Genomic DNA, 21,239 nt, shown 5'->3' on the forward strand with positions numbered 1-21,239 from the left:
CGGGTGGATCCGTCCGCAATTGTGGACAACGCCGGTTCATCCTCATGACCACTGCGGTGCCTCATCGAACAGCGGATCCCCCAGCCATCGGCGGGTGCTCCCGCTGCGTATCCGGCCACTCCGCCGCACTGCCACCAAGGCAGAGGGCCCCAGTCATGGCAGGATGATGGCGCACCGCGCACGCTCCTCGTGCCGCGCCGTCCGTGCACTCACGTCGTCCCCGTTTGTCCCCGCCGAAACCAGGAGAGCGTTCATGGCCGCCTCGACCGACAGCTCGACCGAGAAGAAGGGCTCTCGCCTGAGCAAGCAGACCATCGTGTACATGGCCAAGCGCGTGCTCACCGAGTTCACGCGCGACGGCGGCACGGACCAGGCCGCGAAGCTCACCTACTTCATGGTGCTGTCGATCGCGCCCACGCTCCTGGCCGTGTTCTCTCTGGCCACCCTGCTGCTGTCGGACCTGAAGGACCAGATCGCAGAGCTGATCACCCAGGCCGTCGCCTCGTCCGCCGGCGCGGAGGAACAGGGACTGGGCTCCCTGATCAATGACACCCTCGACTCCCTGATGGGCTCGGCCACCGGCGGCACGATCGCCCTGATCATCGGTATCGGCACCGCCCTGTGGTCGGCGTCGGCCTATGTGAAGGCCTACTCGCGGGTGTCCAACCTGATCTACGACATCCCCGAGGGCCGCGGGTTCGTGAAGTCGACCCTCACCATGCTGGCGATCACCCTGGGCCTGATCCTGAGCCTGCTGATCATCGCGATCTCGGTGCTGCTGAACCAGACCCTGGTGGACGCCCTGCTGGGCCCGATCGCCGGCACCATCGGTGCCGGTGGCCTGCTCACCTTCCTCACCGAGTCGTTCCTGCCGATCTGGGCCTGGGTGAAGTGGCCCGTGATCCTGCTGTTCATGTTCGCGATCCTCTCGCTGCTGTACTGGGCCGCCCCGAACCTCAAGAAGCCCTTCCGGCTGATCTCCCCCGGCGGCGTGTTCGCCGTCGTCGGCATCGCCATCGCCGCCGCTGCCATCTCGATCTACATGGCCACCCTGGCCAGCTACTCCAGCTACGGCGCGATCGGCAGCATCATGGCGGTGCTGTTCGCCCTGTGGGTGATCAACATCGTGATCATCATGGGTGCCGAGGTGGATGCGGAGTTCGAGCGGGCCATGGAGCTGGAGGCCGGCAAGCCCGCCGAGGACTCCCTCACCCTGCCGCTGCGGGACGACGAGGCCGCCAAGAAGCAGCAGGAGAAGTACCAGGGCCTGGTGGACGATGGCCGCGACATCCGCCTGCAGAACCTGCATCGCGACTCCGAGTCCTACGTCTCCGAGGACGCCCGCCTCACCCCGAAGGCCGGCACCCAGGGCGGTTCCTCCGTGCCCTCCGAGGGTGAGATCGACCCCGAGACCGGGCGCGTGGGCACCAAGGGGGCGAGCGCCGCGGGCCAGAGCAACACGGGTGAGACCACGGACTCCGGCCCCAAGGGTTCGTGAGATGTGCGGCCGCTTCGCCTTCTACCAGGAGATCGAGCCGCTGATCGACGACCTGGACGCGGTGGACCTCACCGATCCGGGGCTGCGCAAGCGCTGGAACATCCCTCCCACCGCTCCGATCCACGTGGTCACCGAGTCGATCGACAAGGAGACCGGTGAAGTGGTGCGCGCCCTGCGAGTGGCCCGATGGGGCCTGCTGCCGCCGTTCGCGAAGGAGCTCTCCTTCTCCTCGCGCACGTTCAACGCGAGGCGGGAGACCATCGTCGAGAAGCCCAGCTTCCGCGGCAGCCTCGCCCGCTACCGGGCGATCGTGCCGATGGACGGCTACTACGAGTGGGTGCGGGGCGAGGACGGCAAGCGCAAGCAGCCGTTCTTCATCGCCCCGGCCGACGGCTCCCGCCTGTACATGGCAGCCCTGGTCTCCTGGTGGAAGGGTCCGGGTGGCCACGAGGGTCCCGCGGCCAGTGACGACGGCGCGTTCCTGCTGAGCACCACCATCATCACTCGCGAGGCCACCGGTGACCTGGCGCGGATCCACGACCGCACCCCGGTGATGCTCCCGCGCCACCAGGTCGACACCTGGCTGGACACCTCGATGGACTCCAAGGAAGCGGCCGCCGCCTGGATCAACGACGACTCCCATCTGCTGGAGGACTCCCTGCTGACCGTGCGGGAGGTCGACCCGGCCGTGGGCAAGGTGGGCAACGAGGGGCCCGAGCTGCTCGAGCCGCCCCAGCGTCTGCTGTGAACTCCCCCGTCAGCAGCGGCGTCGCGAGCACCGACACCGCTGCACCCTCCTCGGCCTTGCGCCGGTACGCCCTGTGGGGGACCCCGATCCGCCCCAGGTGGGACGTCCCTGCGAGCCGGCACCCGTAGGCTCGTTCCCATGACCACGACAGGCGACGGGCAGGAGAAACGAGGCACCCGGCCTGACCCGTTCCGCTGGGTGATCGAGCACCCCGCCGTCGTGGATGCCGTGGTGTGGGGGGGGCCGTCCCCCTCCTGCTGATCCTGTTCACCCTGTTCATCGGTGCGGTCGGCTGGTGGCTGCCCTTCACCCTCCCGATGGTCGCCGCCGGCGCGATATGTCGCACCCGGCCGGGCTGGGGTGTGGCCGTCATCGGCACCCTCGCGGTAATCCACGTGGCCGCGGGCCTGATGGTGGTCCTGGGCGACGTCATGACCTTCTACGCCATGTTCTGCGCGGTGGCGTACGGTTCCACCCGCATCCATGTGGCCGGGATCATCGCCGGCATCGCCGGGGTGATCACCCAGACCCTGAGCTGGACCGCCACCACGATCGCCAGCCCCTACGCCTCGGCGATCGAGGCCTTCGGCGTCTTCGTCACCCTGCTGGTGACCGGCACCATCTCCATCGTGGCGGTGTGGGCACTGGCGAACCTGCAGCGCGCCCGGGTGCGGCAGCTCGCCCTGCAGCGGGAGCGGGCCGAGCAGGCCGTCCGCGAGCGCGAGCAGCGCACCGCCCTGGCCGTCGCCGAGGAGCGGGCACGCATCGCCCGGGAGATGCACGACGTGGTGGCCCACTCGCTGTCGGTGATCATCGCGCAGGCCGACGGTGGTCGCTTCATCGCCTCCCAGCATCCGGAGAAGGCGGCCGACGTGCTGAGCACCATCGGAGACACGGGCCGGGCAGCCCTGGCGGACATGCGTTCACTGCTGGGGGTGCTGCGGCAGGACGAGCACACCACCTTCGGTCCCCAGGCCGGCCCCTCCGCTCTGCCCGAACTGATCGAGCGGGTGCGTGCCGCGGGCCTGCCGGTTCAGCTCGAGCTGTCCGAGGACCTCGACGACATCCCTCAGGCCCTGGGCATGTCCCTGTTCCGCCTGGTGCAGGAGGCCCTCACCAACGTGATGAAGCACGCCGGCGAGGGGGCCCGCGCCTCCGTGACGATCCGTCGCACCGCACAGACGGTCGAGGCGGAGATCATCGACGACGGTCGCGGCTCCGACCCCGACTCCGACGGCATGGGCCACGGCATCACCGGCATGCGTGAGCGGGTGTCGGTGTACGGCGGTGAACTCACCGCGGGGCCCCTGCCCGGTCGCGGCTTCCGGGTGATGGCCACCCTGCCCCTGCAGCGGACCGCCCCGCGCGAGCACGACCGCACCGATCCGCACTCGCCCTCCCGACAGTTCGATCCTGCCTCCCCCTCTGCCGATACCACGCACCTGAAGGAAGGAGCCCTCTCGTGAGCGACACCCCGGCCACTGCCCCCCGACCTCTGCGGATCGCCCTGGTGGACGACCAGCCCTTGGTGCGTGCAGGGTTCTCCATGGTCATCGACTCCCAGGACGACATGGAGGTGGTGGTCCAGGCCGCCGATGGCGTCGAGGCCGTTGACCAGTTGCGGGCACGCGACGTGGACGTGGTGCTGATGGACGTGCGGATGCCGCGCATGGACGGCATCGAGGCCACCTCCCGCATCCTCGAGCAAGTTCCCGTCGAACGCGCGCCGCGGATCATCGTGCTGACCACGTTCGACCTCGACGAGTACGTGGTGGCGGCCATCCGCGCGGGCGCCAGCGGATTCCTGCTCAAGGACGCCCAGCCCGAGGAGCTCTTGCACGCGATCCGCACCATCCACCGGGGGGATGCGGTGATCGCACCGTCGGCCACCCGGCGACTGCTGGAGCGGGTGATCTCGACCCCGGAGCCGCCCGAGCGCAGCACCGCTGCACTGGAGACGCTCACCGAGCGGGAGCGCGAGGTGCTGGTGCTGATGGGCCGGGGCCTCTCGAACCAGGAGATCGGCGCGGAGCTGTTCGTCGCGGGGGCCACGGTGAAGACCCACGTGGGAAGAGTGCTCTCCAAGCTCGGCGCCCGCGACCGGGTCCAGGCGGTCATCATCGCCTTCGAGACCGGGCTGGTGAGCCCGGGGTCCTGACCGGCGGGCGGCTCAGTCGTCGATCAGGGCGCTGTACCGCAGCCGCAGGGCCCGTTCGATGCCCGCGAGCACACCGCCGATGGTCAGGACCGCATTCACCCAGGCCGGTGCACTCACCGGTGAGGTGAAGGCGAACAGCTCCGTCCAGCCGGCGATCTGCTCCACCAGCTGCGGGAGCTCCACCAGGGCTGCGATCACCAGCACCGTCCATGACAGGAGAGCGATCAGGCGAGATACCCCGGGCCGGTCACGGTCCAGGTCCGCCCGCCATCTCTCCCCCGTACCGGGGGCCGGCTCGAGCATTCGCTGCTCATCTTCCGCGGTGACCAGGTGTGCCCGCTTGAGTCCGAGTGTGCTGTAGGCGACCTCGATCCTGGAGCCGTCCTCCAGCACGAAGCGGGCAGGCGAGGCCTGCACCCAGTGCTGGCGTCCGTCGCGGTACAGCCTGACGCGCTCGGCGGGGTCCCACAGGTCCACGTCGATGTCGTACCGGGTCCCGTGGTGCTCGGTCCCCATCACCACCCGCCACAGCGGCGCCCACGGCCCGATCTCGGGCAGTGCGCTGCCATCGCCCTGACGTGTCCGCATCATCCTGCTCCCCCTCATCGCCCGTGCGCTGGTCGGCTCGGCCCGATCTCAGTGTGGTGGACCGGCTGAGCCCTCCACCTCCTCCTTCGGTATGAGGAACTCACTCCACCCCGGGGCCGCGTCGCAGCTGATCAATGCTGCTCGGGCAGCGGGGTGGAGCGCACCAGCTGCAGCAGCAGCACGAACGCCACCACCGCGAGCACCAGCGCGAGGGCTCCCTGCCAGTACAGCGCGCCGCGCAGCAGGCTCGCCCCCACCAAGGCCTGGAACAGCTGCCAGGTGATCCCGTAGCCCAGGCCGAACCGCCCACGCTGCAGGAGGGACCGGGCCGCCACGGCAGCCCCCAGGGCGAACACCAGCAGGAACACCCCGAGGGCCATCATCAGCCCAGCGCTCTCGCCTGCGGTGCGGGACAGCCAGAAGGAAGCGGTGGCCGCGGCGGCGATCATCAATGCCTCGAGCACCAACACGAGCGCGGCGGCGGGTCGCAGCTGCGGGCGGGGATCGTCCTCGGTCTCGGGACGCGAACTGCCGGGATGGGCTGTAGAGGGCATGAGGGCACTGTAGCGGTCAGGGGCGGGCGGGCCCCTGCTCGGACACCCCGTCGGAAACCGGGCTCACGATCAAGCCCCTACCGTGTGGGAAGTGCCACCCAGCTCGAGCACGAAGACCCTTGTGGCCAGGTCAGCCGCCCCGGAGAATGGAACAAGGCCCGCTTCCGCGCGGAGTCGCGGAGTTCGCTCCGCAACCCGATAGTGCATCGGCCATGCGGAGACAACGGCCCCGAGACAGAGACCGTCCCACCCGGGACCACCCCCGTCGCGCCACACCCTCCAGGGTGGGGCGGGGCGTTCTGGAAAGAGAGAGTGACGATGGACTGGCGCCACCGTGCCGAGTGCCTCAACCATGATCCCGAGCTGTTCTTCCCGATCGGGAACACCGGACCGGCGATCACGCAGATCCAGGAGGCCAAGGCGGTGTGTCAGAAATGCGACGTCATGACCGCGTGCCTGAAGTTCGCCCTGGAGACCGGCCAGGACTCGGGTGTCTGGGGCGGCCTGTCCGAGGATGAGCGCCGCTCGCTGAAGCGCCGCAACGCCCGCGCTCGCCGCGCAGGCTGATCCCCGTCGCCCGTCACCCCGCTGACGGCCACCCCACGGATCAGCACCGGAGCGTGACCTTCGCGCACCTCAGGTGCTGATCGGGTCCAGGTACACCTCGATCGTGGCGCGGGTCCCGCCCTCGAGCCGGTTCTGCCAGGTGAGCGTCCCACCCAGCTGACCCTGCACCAGGGTCAGTGCGATGTTCGTGCCCAGGCCGCTCGGCGTGGCCGACTCCATCCCCACCCCGTCGTCCTCGATGTTGATCACGAGGTGCGAGCCGGTGCGGTCACTGCGAACGGTGAGGGTGCCCCCTGTCTCCGACAGCCCGTGCTCAACGGCGTTGGTCGCCAGCTCGGTGACCACCAGCGCCAGCGGGGTCGCCTCCTCTGCACGGATCGATCCTGCCCGCCCGATCCTCTCGGTGCGCACCTCGACCTGGGTGTCGGTGAGCCTGGGTGTGCCGGCGCGGTGCACGGAGGCGCTGGCGGCATCCACCGCGAGCCGCAGGCACCGATCGATCACCTCGTCGAAGTACACCGCCTCCTGCGACCCCTGCAGCAGTGCCTCGTGGACCAGGGCGATCGTGGAGACACGTCGCATGGCCTCGGTGAGGGCCTCACGTGCCTCGTCACTCTTCATCCGGCGTGACTGCAGTCGCAGCAGCGCGGCCACGGTCTGCAGGTTGTTCTTCACCCGGTGGTGGACCTCGCGGATGGTGGCGTCCTTGGTGATGAGCTCGCGCTCACGGCGCCGCAGCTCGGTGACGTCGCGCACCAGGATCACTGCACCGATCCGCTGACCGTTCTCCGTCAGGGGCACCGCCCGGAGGGACAGCGTGCCGCCACGGGCCTGCATGTCCGAGCGCCATGCGGCGCGCCCCATGAGCACCAGCGGCAACGACTCGTCCACCGGTACCCGGGTCTGCAGCACCTCGGTGGACAGCTCCGCCAGGGTGATGCCGGCCATGTCCCCGTCGATGCCGAAGCGGTGGAAGGCGGAGAGGGCGTTGGGTGAGGCCCACTGGACCACGCCCTGGTCATCGAGCTCCACCACACCGTCGCCCACGCGGGGTGCGCCGCGGCGCGGCGGGATCGGAGCTCCCTCGATGGGGAACGCGCCCTGCTCGAGCATGCGCAGCAGCCGGGTGCCGAGCTGCTCCTGCTTCACCGCGCTGTCCGAGAGAGTGCCTTCCTGCAGGGGCGACTCGACGGCGAGGGCCGCCAGGGTGACGCCGTTCTTCCGCACGGGGACCACCAGTCCTCGGGCCTCGCGGCCCTCGCGGCGGACGGTGCGGGCGGTGCGGGTGGCCGCTCCCCCGCCCAGCAGGTCCCAGATCTCCGGTGCCTCACCCTCATCGAGCACCAGACCGACCGGGTCCTCGTAGTAGACGGTGGAGCCGGTGGCGGGGCGGCAGTGGGCCACGGCCGTGGGCTTGCCCTCGCGCTGGATCCACAGCACCAGGTCTGCCCGCAGCAGGTCCGAGACCAGGTTCCAGTCACCCACGAGGTGCTGGAGCCACTCGGCTCCCTTCTCGGTGAAACCTGCGGAGTCGGCAACGTACTTGGAGAGGCTCGCCATGGAGCAAGGATAGGTCTCCTCGCGCGGGCCCCGCCTCCCAGACTGCCGGTGCAGCTGCGGGCTTAGGCTGAGACAGCATCCTTCGAGATGAACCGTCGAGAGGAAGAACCTGCCCCATGCGAGTCCACGAAACCCTTGACCTGCCCCTGTCCGCTGCCGACGCAGCCGCGATGTATGCCGATCCGTCCTATGCGGAGATCCGCAAGAACGCCCTGGGTGCCAGCAGCGTGACCTCCACGGTGGACGGAGACCCTTCAGGGGCGTTCACCGTGCGCACCGAGATGTCGCTTCCCACGGACCGGGTTCCGGAGGTGGCCAGGCGTTTCGTCGGCTCCAGCCTCACGGTCCGCGAGGAGCAGAGCTGGGACGCCCCCGCTGCCGATGGTGCACGCAGCGGCCGCAACCGTCTGGACGTGGTGGGCATGCCGGCCGGTATGGTGGCCTCGATCCGGCTCACCCCTGCCGGTGAAGCAGCCAGCACGCTCGAGATCGACGGGGATCTGACCGCCAAGGTGCCGCTGATCGGGGGCCGCCTGGAGAAGGCGGCGGCGCCGTACATCTCGCAGGTGCTGCGGGTGGAGCAGAAGGCCGTTGCCACGTACCGCGACCAGCAGGCGTGATCGAGAGCGCCTGATCCCCGGAGGGGTCACACGCCACCCCGGAGGGAGTCACACGCCGGGGCGGTCCAGCTGCGCCAGTGCGCTGGGTCCCTCGGACGCGTCGAACCACAGCAGGGCCGGGTCGGTGTCGTCCTGTTCTGCTGTGCGGGCGTCCTGCTCGGTGACGTGGAAGCTGGCGATCACGGCCCGGGCACCGCTGACCAGCCGGACACCGTAGGCCCCGCCGGTACTGGTCGCGCCCTCGAGTGCCTTGTCGGCCACATCCGCGGCCATCACCAGCGCCCGGGCATCGGGCTCGACTGCCTGCAGCGCGACGTGCACGGCGTCCTGGACGGCGTCGTACTCGAGGTCCTCGATGTCCTCGCCGGGGCGGTCGGCCCTGGCTTCGGCGGTGACCGCCCATGCCTCGCGCCCCGCTGGGAGGTCGATCTCCCGACGGGCTGAGAGCAGGGCGGGTCGATCCTCATCGGCCAGGGGCAGATAGATGCGCATGCCTTGATTCTCGCACCACCCCGGTGTCCGGTGCCCCCGAGGGATTCGAAGGAATTCGATACGACCGTCGTGAGGCAGCCCTGGCCGTACGGCTGTCAGGTAGGTTCTCGAGCTTCCGCCCGTGCATCGACCTGCAGGAGTGTCGAAGAAGCGGCGATGTCACGGATGCCCCGCCGCAGAGCGGAGCGTGGAGCGGTCTCGGCCAGCAGAGCCCCGTCCCAGGCCGCGGCCCTGCACGTGGCGGGTTCATCCGGGAGCAGGTGGAGAGCTGCTACGGGGACCCGGGAGGCGATCAGGTCACGCACCCGATCACCGGGAACGGGGGTTCCGATCCGGTTGACGATCACGTGGAGGTCCCCCACGCCGAGATCTGTCAGTCGCTCATGATCGCGCAGGAGGCGCGTGATGCTCACCGGGTCCGCCGTGGTCACTGCGACGACCGCATCGGCCCGTTGCACGGCGGAGACGGTGGCCGCGTTCCGCAATGGCGCGGCGGTGTCGTAGCTGAGGTCCTCGTCCTCCTCGAGCGGCGCAGCGACGTCCACCACCACGGTGCTGCCGCGCTCGGTGAGGACCTCCCACAGGCCGTCCAGTGCGGTGCGGCTCAGTTCTGGCCACCGAGCGGGGACCCCGACCCCGCTGAGGAAGCGCAATCGGGGCTGCACCAGAGGGAGGAGTGCCTCCAGGGTGCCCTCGTCCAGGGTGTCGCGGTCGTGAGCGCGGCACGCTGCCACCAGCCCAGGCGTCTCGTCGATCACGCCGAGCATCTGGGCCAGGGCCGGACCGTAGGTGTCCGCGTCCACCAGGATCGTCTCTTCACCGGCGGCAGCGGCCTCCGCGGCGAGGTTGACCGCGATGGTGGAGCGCCCCGGTGCGCCGCCGGGCCCCCACACCACGATCATCCGTCCGGCGGGTCCGCGGCTCTCTGAGAGAGCCTCCTGCTCCCACGCGGCGCTACGGTCCCCACCTCCGTCGAGGGCCTCCTGGATCACGGTGAGGATCTGTTCGACGTCCGCGGAGGAGTCGATGACCTGGCGTAGGCCCAGACCGGTTCGGTCGCCTGCATCGGGCCCGCGCAATCCCACGACGGCCGCTCCACGCAGCAGGTCGGCAAGGGGGTCGCGGCTGAGACCGCGCACGGACAGGTCGATCAGGACGACGTCTCCGATCCCCGCGGCGACCACCGCGAGGGTCTCGGCGAGGTCAGCACAGCGACGCACCACTCGGGCACGTCTCTGGGGGTCGTTGGCGAGGTCGTGGACGATTCGCACCTCATCGCTGCCGGAGGCGCACAGCACGATGTCGATCATGGCGTGACACCGTGCGTGCCAGGAACCCCGATCACATCGAGCCGATCCCCGCGGCCGAGCACCTCCAGCAGGGGCCCCACGTCGTCTCTGCTGACCAGGACTGAGTATTCGTAGTCGTGGGAGCCACCGAATCTTGCTCTTGGGGACCGCCGATCGTGCCGACGGGGGCCAGTAGCCGCCGCGGTGGGGACCACTGGCTCCCGCCGGCATCGGGTCACTGGGGCAGTGCGGTGTGTTCTCGCATGTTCCTGTCGCCGGTGTCGATCCAGATTGTGTTGTGCACGATGCGGTCCATGATCGCATCGGCGTGGACTGCTCCACCGAGCCGGGCGTGCCAGTCCTTCTTCGGGTACTGGGTGCAGAACACGGTCGAGCCGGTGTCATAGCGGCGCTCGAGCAGTTCCAGCAGCATCGAACGCATTCCCTCGTCAGGATGGTCCAGCAGCCACTCGTCGATCACCAGCAGCGAGAACGTGGAGTACTTCCGCAGGAACTTCGTCTGGCCCTGCGGCTTGTCCTTTGCCAGGGCCCAGGCCTCTTCGAGGTCGGGCATTCGGATGTAGTGGGCTCGGAGCCGGTGCTGGCAGGCCTGCTTCGCCAGCGCGCAGCCGAGGTAGGACTTCCCTGAGCCGGTGAAGCCCTGGAAGACCACGTTCTGTTGCCGCTGGATGAAGGAGCAGGTTGCCAGTTGCGCGATCACGTTCCGGTTCAGTCCCCGTTCCTCGACCAGATCCAGCCGCCGCAGGTCCGCTCCGGGATAACGCAGCCCCGCCCGGCGGATCAGACCCTCGACCTTTCCATGATTGAAGATGGAATGCGCCTCGTCCACGATCAGCTGGAGCCGTTCCTGGAACGACATCCCCAGCACGTGAGCCTCATCCTGGGCATCGATCGCGTCCAGCAGCGCGGTCGCGCCCATCTCGCGCAGCTTCCGCTTCGTGTCGTTATCGATCACGCTCACCGGACACCTCCGGCGTAGTAGTCGGCGCCACGGACGTATCCGCCGTCTTCCGCGGGTTCCTCGCGGGGTGGACGCAGGGCGGCGACCTTGTCCTGCCCGGTGGCCAAGATCGGGTGCAGATGCGCATAGCGCGGTGAACGGACCCGTCCCGTCAGCGCGAGTGCGCAGGCCGCCTCGACCCGATCTACGGAGAAGCGGCGAGAGAGCCGTAGCACCGCCAACGCGGGATCCAGGCCCTGTTCCACGATCGGCACGGACTCGAAGATCCGCTGGATCACGATCACCGTGGCCGGCCCGACCCGATCTGCCCACGCCCGCACCCTCTGCGCGTCCCAGGCCTGGAAACGCTCGCCCGCAGGTAGGTCCGCGTCGTTGGTGCGGTACTCATTGCTCGCGGTCTCCGGGAGCAGCAGGTGACTGGTCAGTCGCTGGCTGCCCTGATAGATCTCCAGCGTCCGGGCCGTGATGCGCAGATCGACCTTCGCGCCGATGTGCGCGAACGGCGCGGAGTAGAAGTTCCGCGCGAACGTGACGTGCCCGTTCCTGCCCACTCGTCGTCCGTAGTGCCATGTCGAGATCTCGTAGGGCACCGCCGGCAGCGGCGTCAGCAGCGGCCGCTCCTCCGCGTCGAACACGCTGGCGCGGGATCCGGGCCGCTTCTGGAACGGCTCCGCGTTATAGGCCTCCATCCGCTGCCCGATGGCGGCTGCAAGTTCGGGCAGGGACGTGAATCGCTGATCCCGCAGCCCGGCGATGACCCAGGTCGCGACGTGCGCGACGGTGTTCTCCACGCTCGCCTTGTCTTTCGGTTTCCGCACCCTCCCCGGGAGCACCGCCGCCGAGTAATGCGCTGCCATCTCGCGATACGCATCGTTCAGGACGATCTCGCCCTCGCGGGGGTGCTTCACCACACCGGTCTTGAGGTTGTCCGGAACGATCCTCGGGACCGTCCCGCCCAGCGCCTCGAACATCGCTACGTGCGCTCGCAGCCAGGACTCCTGGCGCATATCCAGCGCCGGGAAGCAGAACGCGTAACGAGAAAAAGGCAGGCAGGCAACGAACAAGAACACCTTCGAGACCTCGCCGGTGACCGGATCGGCCAGCTCCATCGTGGGGCCGGACCAGTCGACCTCCACGCTCTGGCCGGCCTTGTGACCGACTCTCGAAGCGGCACCGGTGACCATGACGTGGTGCTGGTAGGTGCGGCAAAACCGGTCATACCCCATCGCCGGATCCCCAGCCGCCGTGGTCGCGTCGAAGTACTCGCCGTGCAACAGCTTCAGCGTCACGCCGACCCTGGCCATCTCTCGATGGACCTGTTCCCAGTCCGGCTGTGCGAACACGCTCTCGTGCTCGCCCCGGCCCGGGAACAACCGGGCATACACCTGCTCATCGGCGACGTCCGCGATATCGCCCCACCCGATCCCTGCAGCGTCAGCGGCCTCGAACACCGCCCTCACGGACTTGCGGGACATGCCCTGCGAGGACGAAATCGCTCGCCCCGACAGACCTTCTGCGCGCAGCTGGAGCACCAGCTTCGCCCTGATCTTCCGTACCATTCCAGATTGCTCCTTCCGCCGCGTGCCCTATACACACGGCGGAAGGAGCGTAGACAGAGCGGCCCCAACGACACCACTGGTGGTCCCGAACGACGCCACCGCTACGGCAGCGACGTGGCACCCGAACCCTCGATCAGCGGACCCCAGCGAGGCGAATATTCACCAGGACCTCGACGGCCATCGACCGCATCCCCAGGGCGTTGCCCTCGTCGATCCGGCGCACCACGGCGTCCTCGACCAGCATCCGTGCCTCACCACCGGCTCCGTCGGTATCGGCGGGGAGCGTGTGCCACAGCTCGACCTGCGCTCCTGGCACCACGGATTCCGCGACCGTGGCGTCCACGGGGATCACCACGGGCCGCAGGGGTACGTCGGCTGCCTGCCCGAGTGCGGAGATGGGAAGCAGCTCACCGGCCTGGACGGTGCGTGTGGCGACCGATCCCTCCGGGACCGCATCGAGGGAGCCGACGTAGAGCTGCTCCTGCTCCCCCAGGCGCAGTTCGACCACGGCGAGCTGTCCCTCCTCGATCCTGTCACCGGGGACGATGGTGCTGCGGGCGACCAGCACGGGCGTCGTGGCCGAGAGGCGGGACACGAGCAGTGACCCCATCAGCACGCTGGAGAGCACCAGGATGATCCCGACGATCAGCCGCGGGTCCTTCCAGCGCGGTCGGCGCAGTCGCATGACCGGGGCGGCCACTGGCATGTCGTCCTCCTGGGGTCCGTACGGATCCGGCCCCAGGGTGCGAATCGGGACCTTCGGGGAGATTACGACATCGACGGGGGTGGCGCGGCGGTGTGGCTCCGATTGTGGACAGAGGTTCCCTGGATAGGCTGACCCTCTGCCCGTCCACAGTCCCGGACGCCTGCCCACGAAAAAGTCTCGGCTGGGGCATCATGATGTGGCACCGCCGATATGCTCTGCCTGCCCGACCAGGAGGGATCCTTCATGCAGCCTCGCTTCGTGCCGCTGTCCGACGTCGCCGAGATGCTGTCGATCTCCGCGTCCCAGGCGTATGCACTGGTGCGGTCCGGGGAGCTGCGCGCCATCAAGGTAGGCGGCCGCGGGCAGTGGCGGGTGGAGATCGCCGAGCTCGAGTCGTACATCCAGCGCAGCTACGCCGCTACGGAGAGCCATCTCGAGCAGGAACGCGCCCGGGAGCACGAAGGTCGGCTCTGAGGATCCCGGGATGAATCAACGGATGCGCAGGACCACCAGGGCATCCATGCTCACCGTGATGCGGGTCGAACCTGGCACCGCGCTCGCCTCCCCCGTGGGCAGGGTCTGAACATCCAGTGAGTCTGCGCCCACTGCGGCGATCCTGCCGGTGAGAGCTCCGATGGTGGTCTCGATCCGCACACTGGCGCGGTCACGCGCGATCCGTCGCAGTACACCGCCCAGGCCGAGCGTGCCCAGCGGCGAATCGTCGCCCGGTCGCGCCCTCGACGCAAGTCCCTCCACAGCGGCGATACGTTCGATGGGGACCAAGGCCAGTGTGGAGCCGGCCGATTCACGTAGCAGCAGCCAGTCGGCCGCCACGTCCTCGACGTCTCCCTGGATCCGCATCCCCGCCCCCAGGTGAACGATGAGCCGCGCCGCCGAGGCGCCGCGCAACCGGTCCACGAGCGTCAACTGGGCGCGTTCAGCCCGCGTCAGGTCCTCGGAGACCGCCCGCATCTCCTGCTGCTCATGGTGGGCGAACCGGCCCTCCAGGTCCTCGAATATCCGCTCGAAGCGCATGGCCTCACTGTAGAGGCTCACCGCTCGGACGGAGGCTTGTGTTTCCCGGCACATCACCGTATCTTGCTTCACAACACATCTGTCGACACCCAACTGCATCAAACTGCACCACACGGGATCGAGGCCGGTGACCTACCGACCAACAGGATCATCGGCACCAGGGGGGGACCATGAAGACCACAGCAGCACGAGCAGACCGCGCCCATCGCGCGTCAGCCACACCACCCACGGCAGCAGCCCCACCAGGGCCCCGTGCCGCGCCCTCCCCCGAGGCCCCGACCCGCCTCGCCGGGGCGGCGACCGCGGCCCTCGTCGCCACGACCGCCACCGCGCTCCTGGCCATGGGAGCCCTCTCCTTCCTCCCCAGTGCGGTCTTCGGCCATGGGGAAAGAGCCCTGCTCGCCTGGGTCCTGTGCACTGCGGCGCTGCTGGGCGCTCTGCTGAGCGCCTACCTGATGATCGTGTGGTCTCTGGCAGCACTGGCACTGGCCCTGGGGCCCGCCTCCCGAGCCGGCAGCGCGCTCGTCATTACCCTCCGCATCGTCGCTCCGCGGCTCGCCCGGCGGGTCACCCTCAGTGCTGCGATCGCCTCCACTGCCACCGGGCTGGTCCTGGTCCCTGCCACGGCAACCACCCTCGAGGAACCCCCCGCCCCCACGGTGGGAACCGCATCGGCGACATGGGGAGCCGCGGAGCCAGCAACACCGCTGCCGACCGAGGCCACCGAGCGCACCGGAGGATCGAGCCCGTCGGATCCAGCGGCCGATGAGACGGAACCCTCCGCAGGAGCTTCCGGTTCCGGTGAGCTCCCCTCCCTGGGCTGGGGCCAGGCGCCCGGGCATACCGAGGCACCCACGACGCTCCCGGGGCCGCCCGTCGACAGCACTGCCAGCACTGACAGCACCGGCTCGTACGACGGCGCCCAGCCGCCGGAGGTCGCCACCATCACCGTCCGCCCCGGCGACAGCCTGTGGAGCATCACCGATGACCTCCTTGGCCCCGACACCGATCCACCCGAGCTGATCGCCTCGACCTGGCCCGTCCTGTACGAGGCCAACAGAGACCTCATCGGCGCCGACCCGGACAGCATCGTCCCCGGCCAGGAACTCACCGTCCCCGCCCTCTCGTCCTCCCAGGAGAAGTCATGACCATCACCGACCAGCGTCCCGCGAACCTCGTGTCCGATCCGGAGATCCCGTTGAGCGACCCGCGCACGGCCCAGAGGATGGTCGAACCCGTGGCCCGCACCGCCGTGGAGATCATCCGGGATCTCCGCCCCGAGAACGCCCTGGCCCGGATCGTCACGCCGGAGATCGCCACCATGCTGGCCCGCCGCGCCTCCCTCACCCGGCGCCTCCGGACAGCCACCGGATACACGCCCCCGCAGAAGATCATCGTCAGCGGGGTCCGAACCTGTGTGGTCAACGAGCGCACGGTGGAGGCGAGCTGTGTCCTGCGCGAACCCGACCGCTCACGCTTCCTGGCGATGCGCTGGGAACTGCGCCACAGCGGATGGCGCGTGACAGTGCTCGAGGTGGGATGAGCCCGATAACGTGACGGCCCCGGTCTGCAGAGTGCAGACCGGGGCCGTCGCGTCAGTTCACGGTGCTATCAGGAGCGACGCTCCCGCCCTTCACGTCCGGGCTTGTCCCGATCCTGCGTGGCGCCGCCCTGCTCGCCGTCGGTCGCACCGGAGCGCTTGCGCTGGCGGGCCAGCCGTCGCCGCTGCGCACGAGACAGCGAGGACTCGTCCTGCACACCACTGCCCTCGGCAGAGGTGTACCGCAGCTGCCGGGCGCTGGGGCCGTCGTCCAGGCCCTTCGCGTGCAGCAACACCTGCTCCTCGTCCTCGTCGGCCGGTCCGTCCGCGTCCTCGACGGAGTCGCCACGAGGATCGCGCTTCTCGTCCTCGGCCGCATCGAGCACGCCCACTGCCTCCTCCGCGTCGTCGGCGTCGGAGGACGCCGTGTCATCGGAGGAGCCGGCACCATCGGACGAAGCGGTGCCGTCCGCCTGCACGGCATCCCGCTGGGTCGCGGAGGAGCCTGTCCCGGGCTTCGCCGCCAGAGTGCCCATCGCCGAGGTCGACTTCAGCAGGTCGCTGACAGCCTTCGGGACCACCGGCTCCGCCTTGGTGACCTGGACCTCCAGGTTGTACACGTAGCCGACCGTGTCCTCCTTGATGCCCGCGACCATGTCGTTGAACATCAGGTGGCCCTCGCGCTCGTACTCCACGAGCGGATCGCGCTGGGCCATCGCCCGCAGGCCGATGCCCTCCTTGAGGTAGTCCATCTCGTAGAGGTGCTCGCGCCAGCGACGGTCCATCACCGACAGCAGCACACGGCGCTGCAGCTGGTGCAGGCCGGCCTCGCCCAGCTCCTCGCGGCGGGCCTCGTAGGCCAGGCGCGCATCGGCCAGGATCTCCTCCTTGAGCAGATCGGCCCCGAGGTTCTCCTTGCCGCCGACGTCCTCGATCAGCTCCTCGGCGGTGATCGACACGGGATAGGCGGGCCGCAGTGCGCCCCACAGCTCCTCCAGGTCGAAGTCCTCGGAGTTGCGCCCCTTGGTGTGCGCATCCACGATTCCGCCGAGCACCTCTTGGATGAACCGCTCGATGTGCTCGTCGAGGTCCTCGCCCTCCAGGATCCGGGCCCGCTCGCCGTACAGCTTCTTGCGCTGCTTGGTGAGCACATCGTCGTACTTCAGCACGTTCTTGCGGATCTCCGCGTTGCGGGACTCGATCGAGTTCTGGGCCCGTTCGATCGCACCGGAGACCAGGCGACCAGACATCGGGACGGACTCGTCCACGCCACCGCGCGCCAGCAGCGACTCCGCCGCACCCGCGTTGAACAGGCGCATCAGGTCGTCTTGCAGGGACAGGTAGAAGCGGGACTCCCCCGGGTCGCCCTGACGGCCGGAACGACCACGCAGCTGATTGTCGATACGACGGGACTCGTGGCGCTCGGTGCCCAGCACGTACAGGCCACCGAGCTCCACCACTTCGTCGTGCTGCTCGGCCACGGAGTCCTTGGCCTTCTCCAGCGCCTCGTCCCAGGCGGCCTCGTAGCCCTCCGGGTCCTCCTCGGCGTCCAGGCCCTGATCGGCCAGCGTCGCGTGCGCCATGAACTCGACGTTTCCGCCGAGCATGATGTCGGTGCCTCGACCGGCCATATTGGTGGCCACCGTGACCGCACCCTTGGCCCCGGCCATCGCGATGATCGCCGCCTCCTTGGCGTGGTTCTTGGCGTTGAGCACCTCGTGGGGGACGCCCTGGGCGGTGAGCAGGGTGGAGAGGTACTCGGACTTCTCCACGCTGGTGGTGCCCACCAGTACCGGCTGGCCGCGGTCGTGCCGGGTGACGATGTCCTCGACGACAGCGTCGAACTTGCCCTTCTCGGTGCGGTAGATGCGGTCGGGATTGTCCTGGCGCTGCATGGGCCGGTGCGTGGGGATCGGCACCACGCCCAGCTTGTAGGTGTTCATGAACTCGGCGGCCTCGGTCTCGGCCGTACCGGTCATACCGGCGAGCTTGTCGTACAGCTTGAAGTAGTTCTGCAGGGTGATGGTGGCCAGGGTCTGGTTCTCGGCCTTGATCTTCACCCCTTCCTTCGCCTCGATCGCCTGGTGCATGCCCTCGTTGTAGCGGCGACCGGCGAGGATGCGGCCGGTGTGCTCGTCGACGATGAGCACCTCGCCGTTGAGGATCACGTAGTCCTTGTCCCGCTTGAACAGCTCCTTGGCCTTGATGGCGTTGTTCAGGAAGCCGATCAGCGGGGTGTTCAGGGACTCGTAGAGGTTCTCGATGCCCAGGTGGTCCTCGACCTTGTCGATCCCGGACTCCAGCACGCCCACGGTGCGCTTCTTCTCGTCCACCTCGTAGTCGCGGTCGCGACGCAGCACCTTCGCCACCTTCGCGAACTCGCTGTACCACTTGTTGACATCGCCCGAGGCGGGGCCGGAGATGATCAGCGGGGTCCGGGCCTCGTCGATGAGGATCGAGTCGACCTCGTCCACGATCGCGTAGGAATGGCCGCGCTGGACCCGGTCCTCGGGGCTGAGCGCCATGTTGTCGCGCAGGTAGTCGAAGCCGAACTCGTTGTTGGTGCCGTAGGTGATGTCGCAGGCGTACTGCTCACGGCGCTCGGCCGGGGTCATGCCCGACTTGATCACCCCGGTGGTCAGGCCCAGGGCGCGGAACACACGGCCCATCAGGTCGGACTGGTAGGAGGCCAGGTAGTCGTTGACGGTGACGATGTGGACGCCCTTGCCGGCCAGGGCGTTGAGGTAGGCCGGGAGTGTGGCGACCAGGGTCTTGCCCTCACCGGTCTTCATCTCGGCGATGCGGCCGCGGTGGAGGGCCGCTCCGCCCATGATCTGCACGTCGTAGGGCCGCTGGCCGAGGGTGCGGTGCGCGGCCTCGCGCACTGCCGCGAACGCCTCGACGAGGATGTCGTCGAGGGTCTCGCCGTCCTCGAGTCGCTCCCGGAAGTGCTCGGTCTCCTCCCGCAGCTCCTCGGCGGTGAGGTCGGTGAAGACGTCCTCCGCCTCCCCCACCTTGCGAGCGATGGTGTCGAGCCGCTTGAGCTCGCGGCCCTCGCCCGCACGCAGGATCTTGTCGAAGAGGTTGACCACTCGTACTCCCGTTGATGTCTGGAATCGTCCTCGCGGACCGATCGTGCCTGACCCATGGTAAGCGTCACCCCGCCAGGGGCGTGACCAGGCGAGCCGATCCTCACGCCTCGCCGGGCGTGGCCTCCTTGTGCACACCTGCATCCGGCATGTGCACTCCCGCATCCGACAGCTGCACGGACAGCTCTCCGGTCCCGGGCCCCGTCATCACCTCGAGTCGCTCCAGCCCCTGCCACCGCGCGGCCCGGTGCAGCTCCGGCACCAGTGCCGCGATGACCGACTCGTCCGTGGGGCGCTGCCGGGAGGGCAGGTGCGGCAGGGCCTCCCGGTAGGTGCCCCGCACCTCGAGCACCCCTGTGTCCCTGTCCGCCCTCAGGTCCACCCGTGCCGGGACCACGTCGCCCAGCAGGAACAGGAGGGAGTAGTACCCGGTGGTCCGTCGTGCGGCCGGGGTGTAGATCCCGATCCGGTAGTTCACGTCGAACAGGGCCTTCAGACGGGGACGGTGGAACACGATGGGATCGAAGGGGCTCACCAGAGCGGCCACACCCAGCAGTGCAGAAGGGTGCGGCGCGTCGCGGTGCAGCAGCATCGACCTGTCGCCGGCGGGGTGGGCCATCCGCACTTCGCGGAGCACACCGGTGCGCAGCAGCTGCGCGATGGCCGGTCGCACCTCTCCCACGGTGAGCCGGAAGTAGTCGGCGATCGCCCCCGTATCGGCGATGCCCAGCGACCGTGCCGCCAGGGCAACCAGTTCGTGCCCGGCCTCTGCACCCTGACCGGATGCACTGCGCGGTCCGTCCACCTGATCGACAGCGGTGGCACCGTCCTGCACGTCTTGCGCGTCACTGGGCGCGAGGAGGCCGGGAAGGTGGTCGACGGGACCGCCGGAGGGGACATAGAGCCGTTCGAACTGGGTCGAGCGCCCCACGCAGTCCAGCGCCCCCGCGCGGAACAGGTACTCCACCGCCCACTGGCTGGAGGTGCGTCGCCATCCCCAGCCCTCGCCGCGGTCGTCGTCACCCAGCAGGCGGGACACGGCCGCGGCGCTGATGGGACCGTGCTCGTCGATGGTGCGGAGGATCTCCTGCAACAGGTGGGGGGACTGCTTGGCGGCGCGCCTGACTGCTCCCCAGTCCCGCTGGGCAGCGCGGCGACGGCGGAAGTCCAGCAAGGAGTGCACGTGCTCGGTGGTGTACGCCGCCTCGTGGGCGAGGGCCTCGAGGACCAGGCGGCCCGGGCCGGGTCTCGAAGCGCGATCCAGCACCGCCGGGTCCCAGATACCGGTGCGCGTGTACACGGGCATCTGGTGGGCGCGGGCGAACACGCTGACGGAGTCGATCTGCAGCAGGTGGGTGTGTGCCAGGGTGCGCACCAGTGCCGCTCTGCTCCCGCGGGTGCTGGGCATCGTGTCCCGACGGGAGCGCCCCATGCCCTGGGCGCGCAGAGCGATCCGGCGCGCCTGGGTCCAGGTGATGGTCTCGTTCATGGACGCCCCTCCTGGGGTCGGTGCGTCACCAGCGTCTCGCACAGGGAGCGGGAGGACACCAGTGGCGTCCCCCCGCTCCTGCGGCCGGCGTGGTGCTGTGGTCAGACGGTGGAGTCCGCCTGCTCCGACTCGAGCTCGATCACTCCGTAGCTCCAGCCCTTGCGGCGGTAGACCACCTTCGGGTTCTTGGACTCCTCGTCAATGAAGAGGAAGAAGTCGTGCCCGACGAGCTCCATGCGGTACAGGGCATCGTCGATGGACATCGGCTCCGCGGGATGCTTCTTCTCGCGGATCACGATCGGGCTCTCGCCGTTGGCGTCGTCCTGCTCCGCCTCGGTCGGCTCATCGCTCGCACCGGATGGCGTGACCCCGTCCTGCAGCGCAGCGGGGAGCTCGGCGTCCGGGACCTTCGTGCGTAGGGACTCACCGGAGACCTGGTGCGCGCGGTCGCGGCCGCGGTGACGATCCTTGCGACGGTCACGGGCTCGGCGCAGTCGCTCCAGGAGCTTGCCGTAGGCGATGTCCAGTGCGCCGTAGAGATCATCGGCTCGGGCCTCGGACCTGATCACGGCGCCCTTGTCGTGAACGGTGAGCTCCACGCGATCGCTGAGCTCGGCCTGTCTGGGGTTCTTCTCCTGCGAGATCTCGACATCCACCCGCAGCGCGGTGGGCGCGAGCTGGGTGACCTTGTCGAGCTTCTCGGCGAGATGACGACGGAATCGATCCGGGACGTCCATGTGGCGTCCGACGACGTTGATCTCCATG

Annotated in this window: 21 protein-coding genes; 9 read left to right on the plus strand and 12 right to left on the minus strand. The window is 69.0% G+C overall.

Features of this window, described 5'->3' with window-relative positions; all coding sequences use genetic code 11:
* Nucleotides 1-253 precede the first annotated feature (253 nt).
* The 4 genes from JOD52_RS10450 to JOD52_RS10465 all read left to right on the plus strand — a co-directional run bounded on the left by JOD52_RS10450 (nt 254) and on the right by JOD52_RS10465 (nt 4,404).
* Nucleotides 254-1,498 carry a YihY/virulence factor BrkB family protein gene (locus tag JOD52_RS10450; protein WP_017824066.1) on the plus strand — a complete coding sequence of 415 codons (1,245 nt, stop codon included), beginning with the start codon at nt 254-256 and terminating at the stop codon, nt 1,496-1,498.
* A 1-nt stretch (nt 1,499) separates the two neighbouring features.
* The gene (locus tag JOD52_RS10455) at nt 1,500-2,246 is read left to right on the plus strand and encodes an SOS response-associated peptidase (RefSeq protein WP_204409871.1); all 747 of its coding nucleotides are present in this window, start codon (nt 1,500-1,502) and stop codon (nt 2,244-2,246) included.
* 233 nt (nt 2,247-2,479) lie between these two features.
* Nucleotides 2,480-3,712, plus strand: coding sequence for a histidine kinase (locus tag JOD52_RS17750; protein ID WP_259878155.1), 1,233 nt, complete (start codon nt 2,480-2,482; stop codon nt 3,710-3,712).
* Nucleotides 3,709-4,404 (plus strand): response regulator, encoded by a 696-nt coding sequence (locus JOD52_RS10465; RefSeq protein ID WP_017824069.1) that lies wholly within the window; start codon nt 3,709-3,711, stop codon nt 4,402-4,404. Before JOD52_RS17750 ends, JOD52_RS10465 begins: the two co-directional genes overlap by 4 nt.
* Before the next feature lie 12 nt (nt 4,405-4,416).
* Here JOD52_RS10465 and JOD52_RS10470 read toward each other — a convergent pair whose 3' ends face one another.
* Nucleotides 4,417-4,995: a hypothetical protein gene (locus tag JOD52_RS10470; protein ID WP_204409873.1), complete on the minus strand. Its 579-nt coding sequence runs from the start codon at nt 4,993-4,995 to the stop codon at nt 4,417-4,419.
* 128 nt (nt 4,996-5,123) lie between these two features.
* Complete coding sequence (locus tag JOD52_RS10475) at nt 5,124-5,546, minus strand: hypothetical protein (protein WP_204409875.1); 423 nt, start codon at nt 5,544-5,546, stop codon at nt 5,124-5,126.
* A 318-nt stretch (nt 5,547-5,864) separates the two neighbouring features.
* On the opposite strand from JOD52_RS10475, the gene JOD52_RS10480 reads away from it, so the two are divergent.
* Nucleotides 5,865-6,113 carry a WhiB family transcriptional regulator gene (locus tag JOD52_RS10480; RefSeq protein WP_031307255.1) on the plus strand — a complete coding sequence of 83 codons (249 nt, stop codon included), beginning with the start codon at nt 5,865-5,867 and terminating at the stop codon, nt 6,111-6,113.
* A gap of 69 nt (nt 6,114-6,182) precedes the next feature.
* Here the strand turns inward: JOD52_RS10480 and JOD52_RS10485 are convergent, their stop codons facing one another.
* The gene (locus JOD52_RS10485) at nt 6,183-7,673 is read right to left on the minus strand and encodes a sensor histidine kinase (RefSeq protein WP_204409877.1); all 1,491 of its coding nucleotides are present in this window, start codon (nt 7,671-7,673) and stop codon (nt 6,183-6,185) included.
* 116 nt (nt 7,674-7,789) lie between these two features.
* Between JOD52_RS10485 and JOD52_RS10490 the strand changes: the two genes are divergently transcribed.
* The gene (locus tag JOD52_RS10490; protein ID WP_204409879.1) at nt 7,790-8,293 is read left to right on the plus strand and encodes a DUF2505 domain-containing protein; all 504 of its coding nucleotides are present in this window, start codon (nt 7,790-7,792) and stop codon (nt 8,291-8,293) included.
* 48 nt (nt 8,294-8,341) lie between these two features.
* Here JOD52_RS10490 and JOD52_RS10495 read toward each other — a convergent pair whose 3' ends face one another.
* From JOD52_RS10495 to JOD52_RS10515, 5 genes are all read right to left on the minus strand, one after another.
* A complete protein-coding gene (locus JOD52_RS10495; RefSeq protein WP_204409881.1) occupies nt 8,342-8,785 on the minus strand; it encodes a DUF6912 family protein in 444 nt (147 codons plus the stop codon).
* Nucleotides 8,786-8,880: 95 nt separating this feature from the next.
* Entirely contained in the window at nt 8,881-10,305 is a 1,425-nt protein-coding gene (locus JOD52_RS10500; RefSeq protein WP_239551865.1) for a CpaE/TadZ family protein, read from the minus strand.
* Nucleotides 10,306-10,309: 4 nt separating this feature from the next.
* Nucleotides 10,310-11,056, minus strand: coding sequence for an ATP-binding protein (locus JOD52_RS10505; protein ID WP_338124028.1), 747 nt, complete (start codon nt 11,054-11,056; stop codon nt 10,310-10,312).
* Entirely contained in the window at nt 11,053-12,615 is a 1,563-nt protein-coding gene (gene istA, locus JOD52_RS10510) for an IS21 family transposase (RefSeq protein WP_204408388.1), read from the minus strand. The genes JOD52_RS10505 and istA overlap by 4 nt, the downstream gene beginning before the upstream one ends.
* A gap of 133 nt (nt 12,616-12,748) precedes the next feature.
* Complete coding sequence (locus tag JOD52_RS10515; protein WP_239551866.1) at nt 12,749-13,321, minus strand: SAF domain-containing protein; 573 nt, start codon at nt 13,319-13,321, stop codon at nt 12,749-12,751.
* 243 nt (nt 13,322-13,564) lie between these two features.
* Here JOD52_RS10515 and JOD52_RS10520 point away from each other — a divergent pair, with 243 nt between their 5' ends.
* Entirely contained in the window at nt 13,565-13,795 is a 231-nt protein-coding gene (locus tag JOD52_RS10520; RefSeq protein WP_042343390.1) for a helix-turn-helix transcriptional regulator, read from the plus strand.
* A gap of 15 nt (nt 13,796-13,810) precedes the next feature.
* Here the strand turns inward: JOD52_RS10520 and JOD52_RS10525 are convergent, their stop codons facing one another.
* A complete protein-coding gene (locus JOD52_RS10525) occupies nt 13,811-14,356 on the minus strand; it encodes a hypothetical protein (RefSeq protein ID WP_204409883.1) in 546 nt (181 codons plus the stop codon).
* 341 nt (nt 14,357-14,697) lie between these two features.
* On the opposite strand from JOD52_RS10525, the gene JOD52_RS17520 reads away from it, so the two are divergent.
* Nucleotides 14,698-15,504, plus strand: coding sequence for a LysM peptidoglycan-binding domain-containing protein (locus JOD52_RS17520; protein ID WP_275579102.1), 807 nt, complete (start codon nt 14,698-14,700; stop codon nt 15,502-15,504).
* Nucleotides 15,501-15,899, plus strand: a complete 399-nt coding sequence (locus JOD52_RS10535) for an Rv3235 family protein (RefSeq protein ID WP_017824081.1) — start codon at nt 15,501-15,503, stop codon at nt 15,897-15,899. Before JOD52_RS17520 ends, JOD52_RS10535 begins: the two co-directional genes overlap by 4 nt.
* A 68-nt stretch (nt 15,900-15,967) precedes the next feature.
* Here JOD52_RS10535 and secA read toward each other — a convergent pair whose 3' ends face one another.
* The 3 genes from secA to hpf all read right to left on the minus strand — a co-directional run bounded on the left by secA (nt 15,968) and on the right by hpf (nt 21,238).
* On the minus strand, nt 15,968-18,988 hold the full coding sequence (gene secA / locus JOD52_RS10540; RefSeq protein WP_204409888.1) for a preprotein translocase subunit SecA: 3,021 nt from the start codon (nt 18,986-18,988) through the stop codon (nt 15,968-15,970).
* A gap of 100 nt (nt 18,989-19,088) precedes the next feature.
* The gene (locus tag JOD52_RS10545; RefSeq protein WP_204409890.1) at nt 19,089-20,474 is read right to left on the minus strand and encodes a winged helix-turn-helix domain-containing protein; all 1,386 of its coding nucleotides are present in this window, start codon (nt 20,472-20,474) and stop codon (nt 19,089-19,091) included.
* A gap of 101 nt (nt 20,475-20,575) precedes the next feature.
* Nucleotides 20,576-21,238: a ribosome hibernation-promoting factor, HPF/YfiA family gene (gene hpf / locus JOD52_RS10550; protein WP_017824084.1), complete on the minus strand. Its 663-nt coding sequence runs from the start codon at nt 21,236-21,238 to the stop codon at nt 20,576-20,578.
* Nucleotide 21,239 lies beyond the last annotated feature (1 nt).

Origin of the sequence: Brachybacterium muris (assembly GCF_016907455.1) — a bacterium.
Classification (GTDB): domain Bacteria; phylum Actinomycetota; class Actinomycetes; order Actinomycetales; family Dermabacteraceae; genus Brachybacterium; species Brachybacterium muris.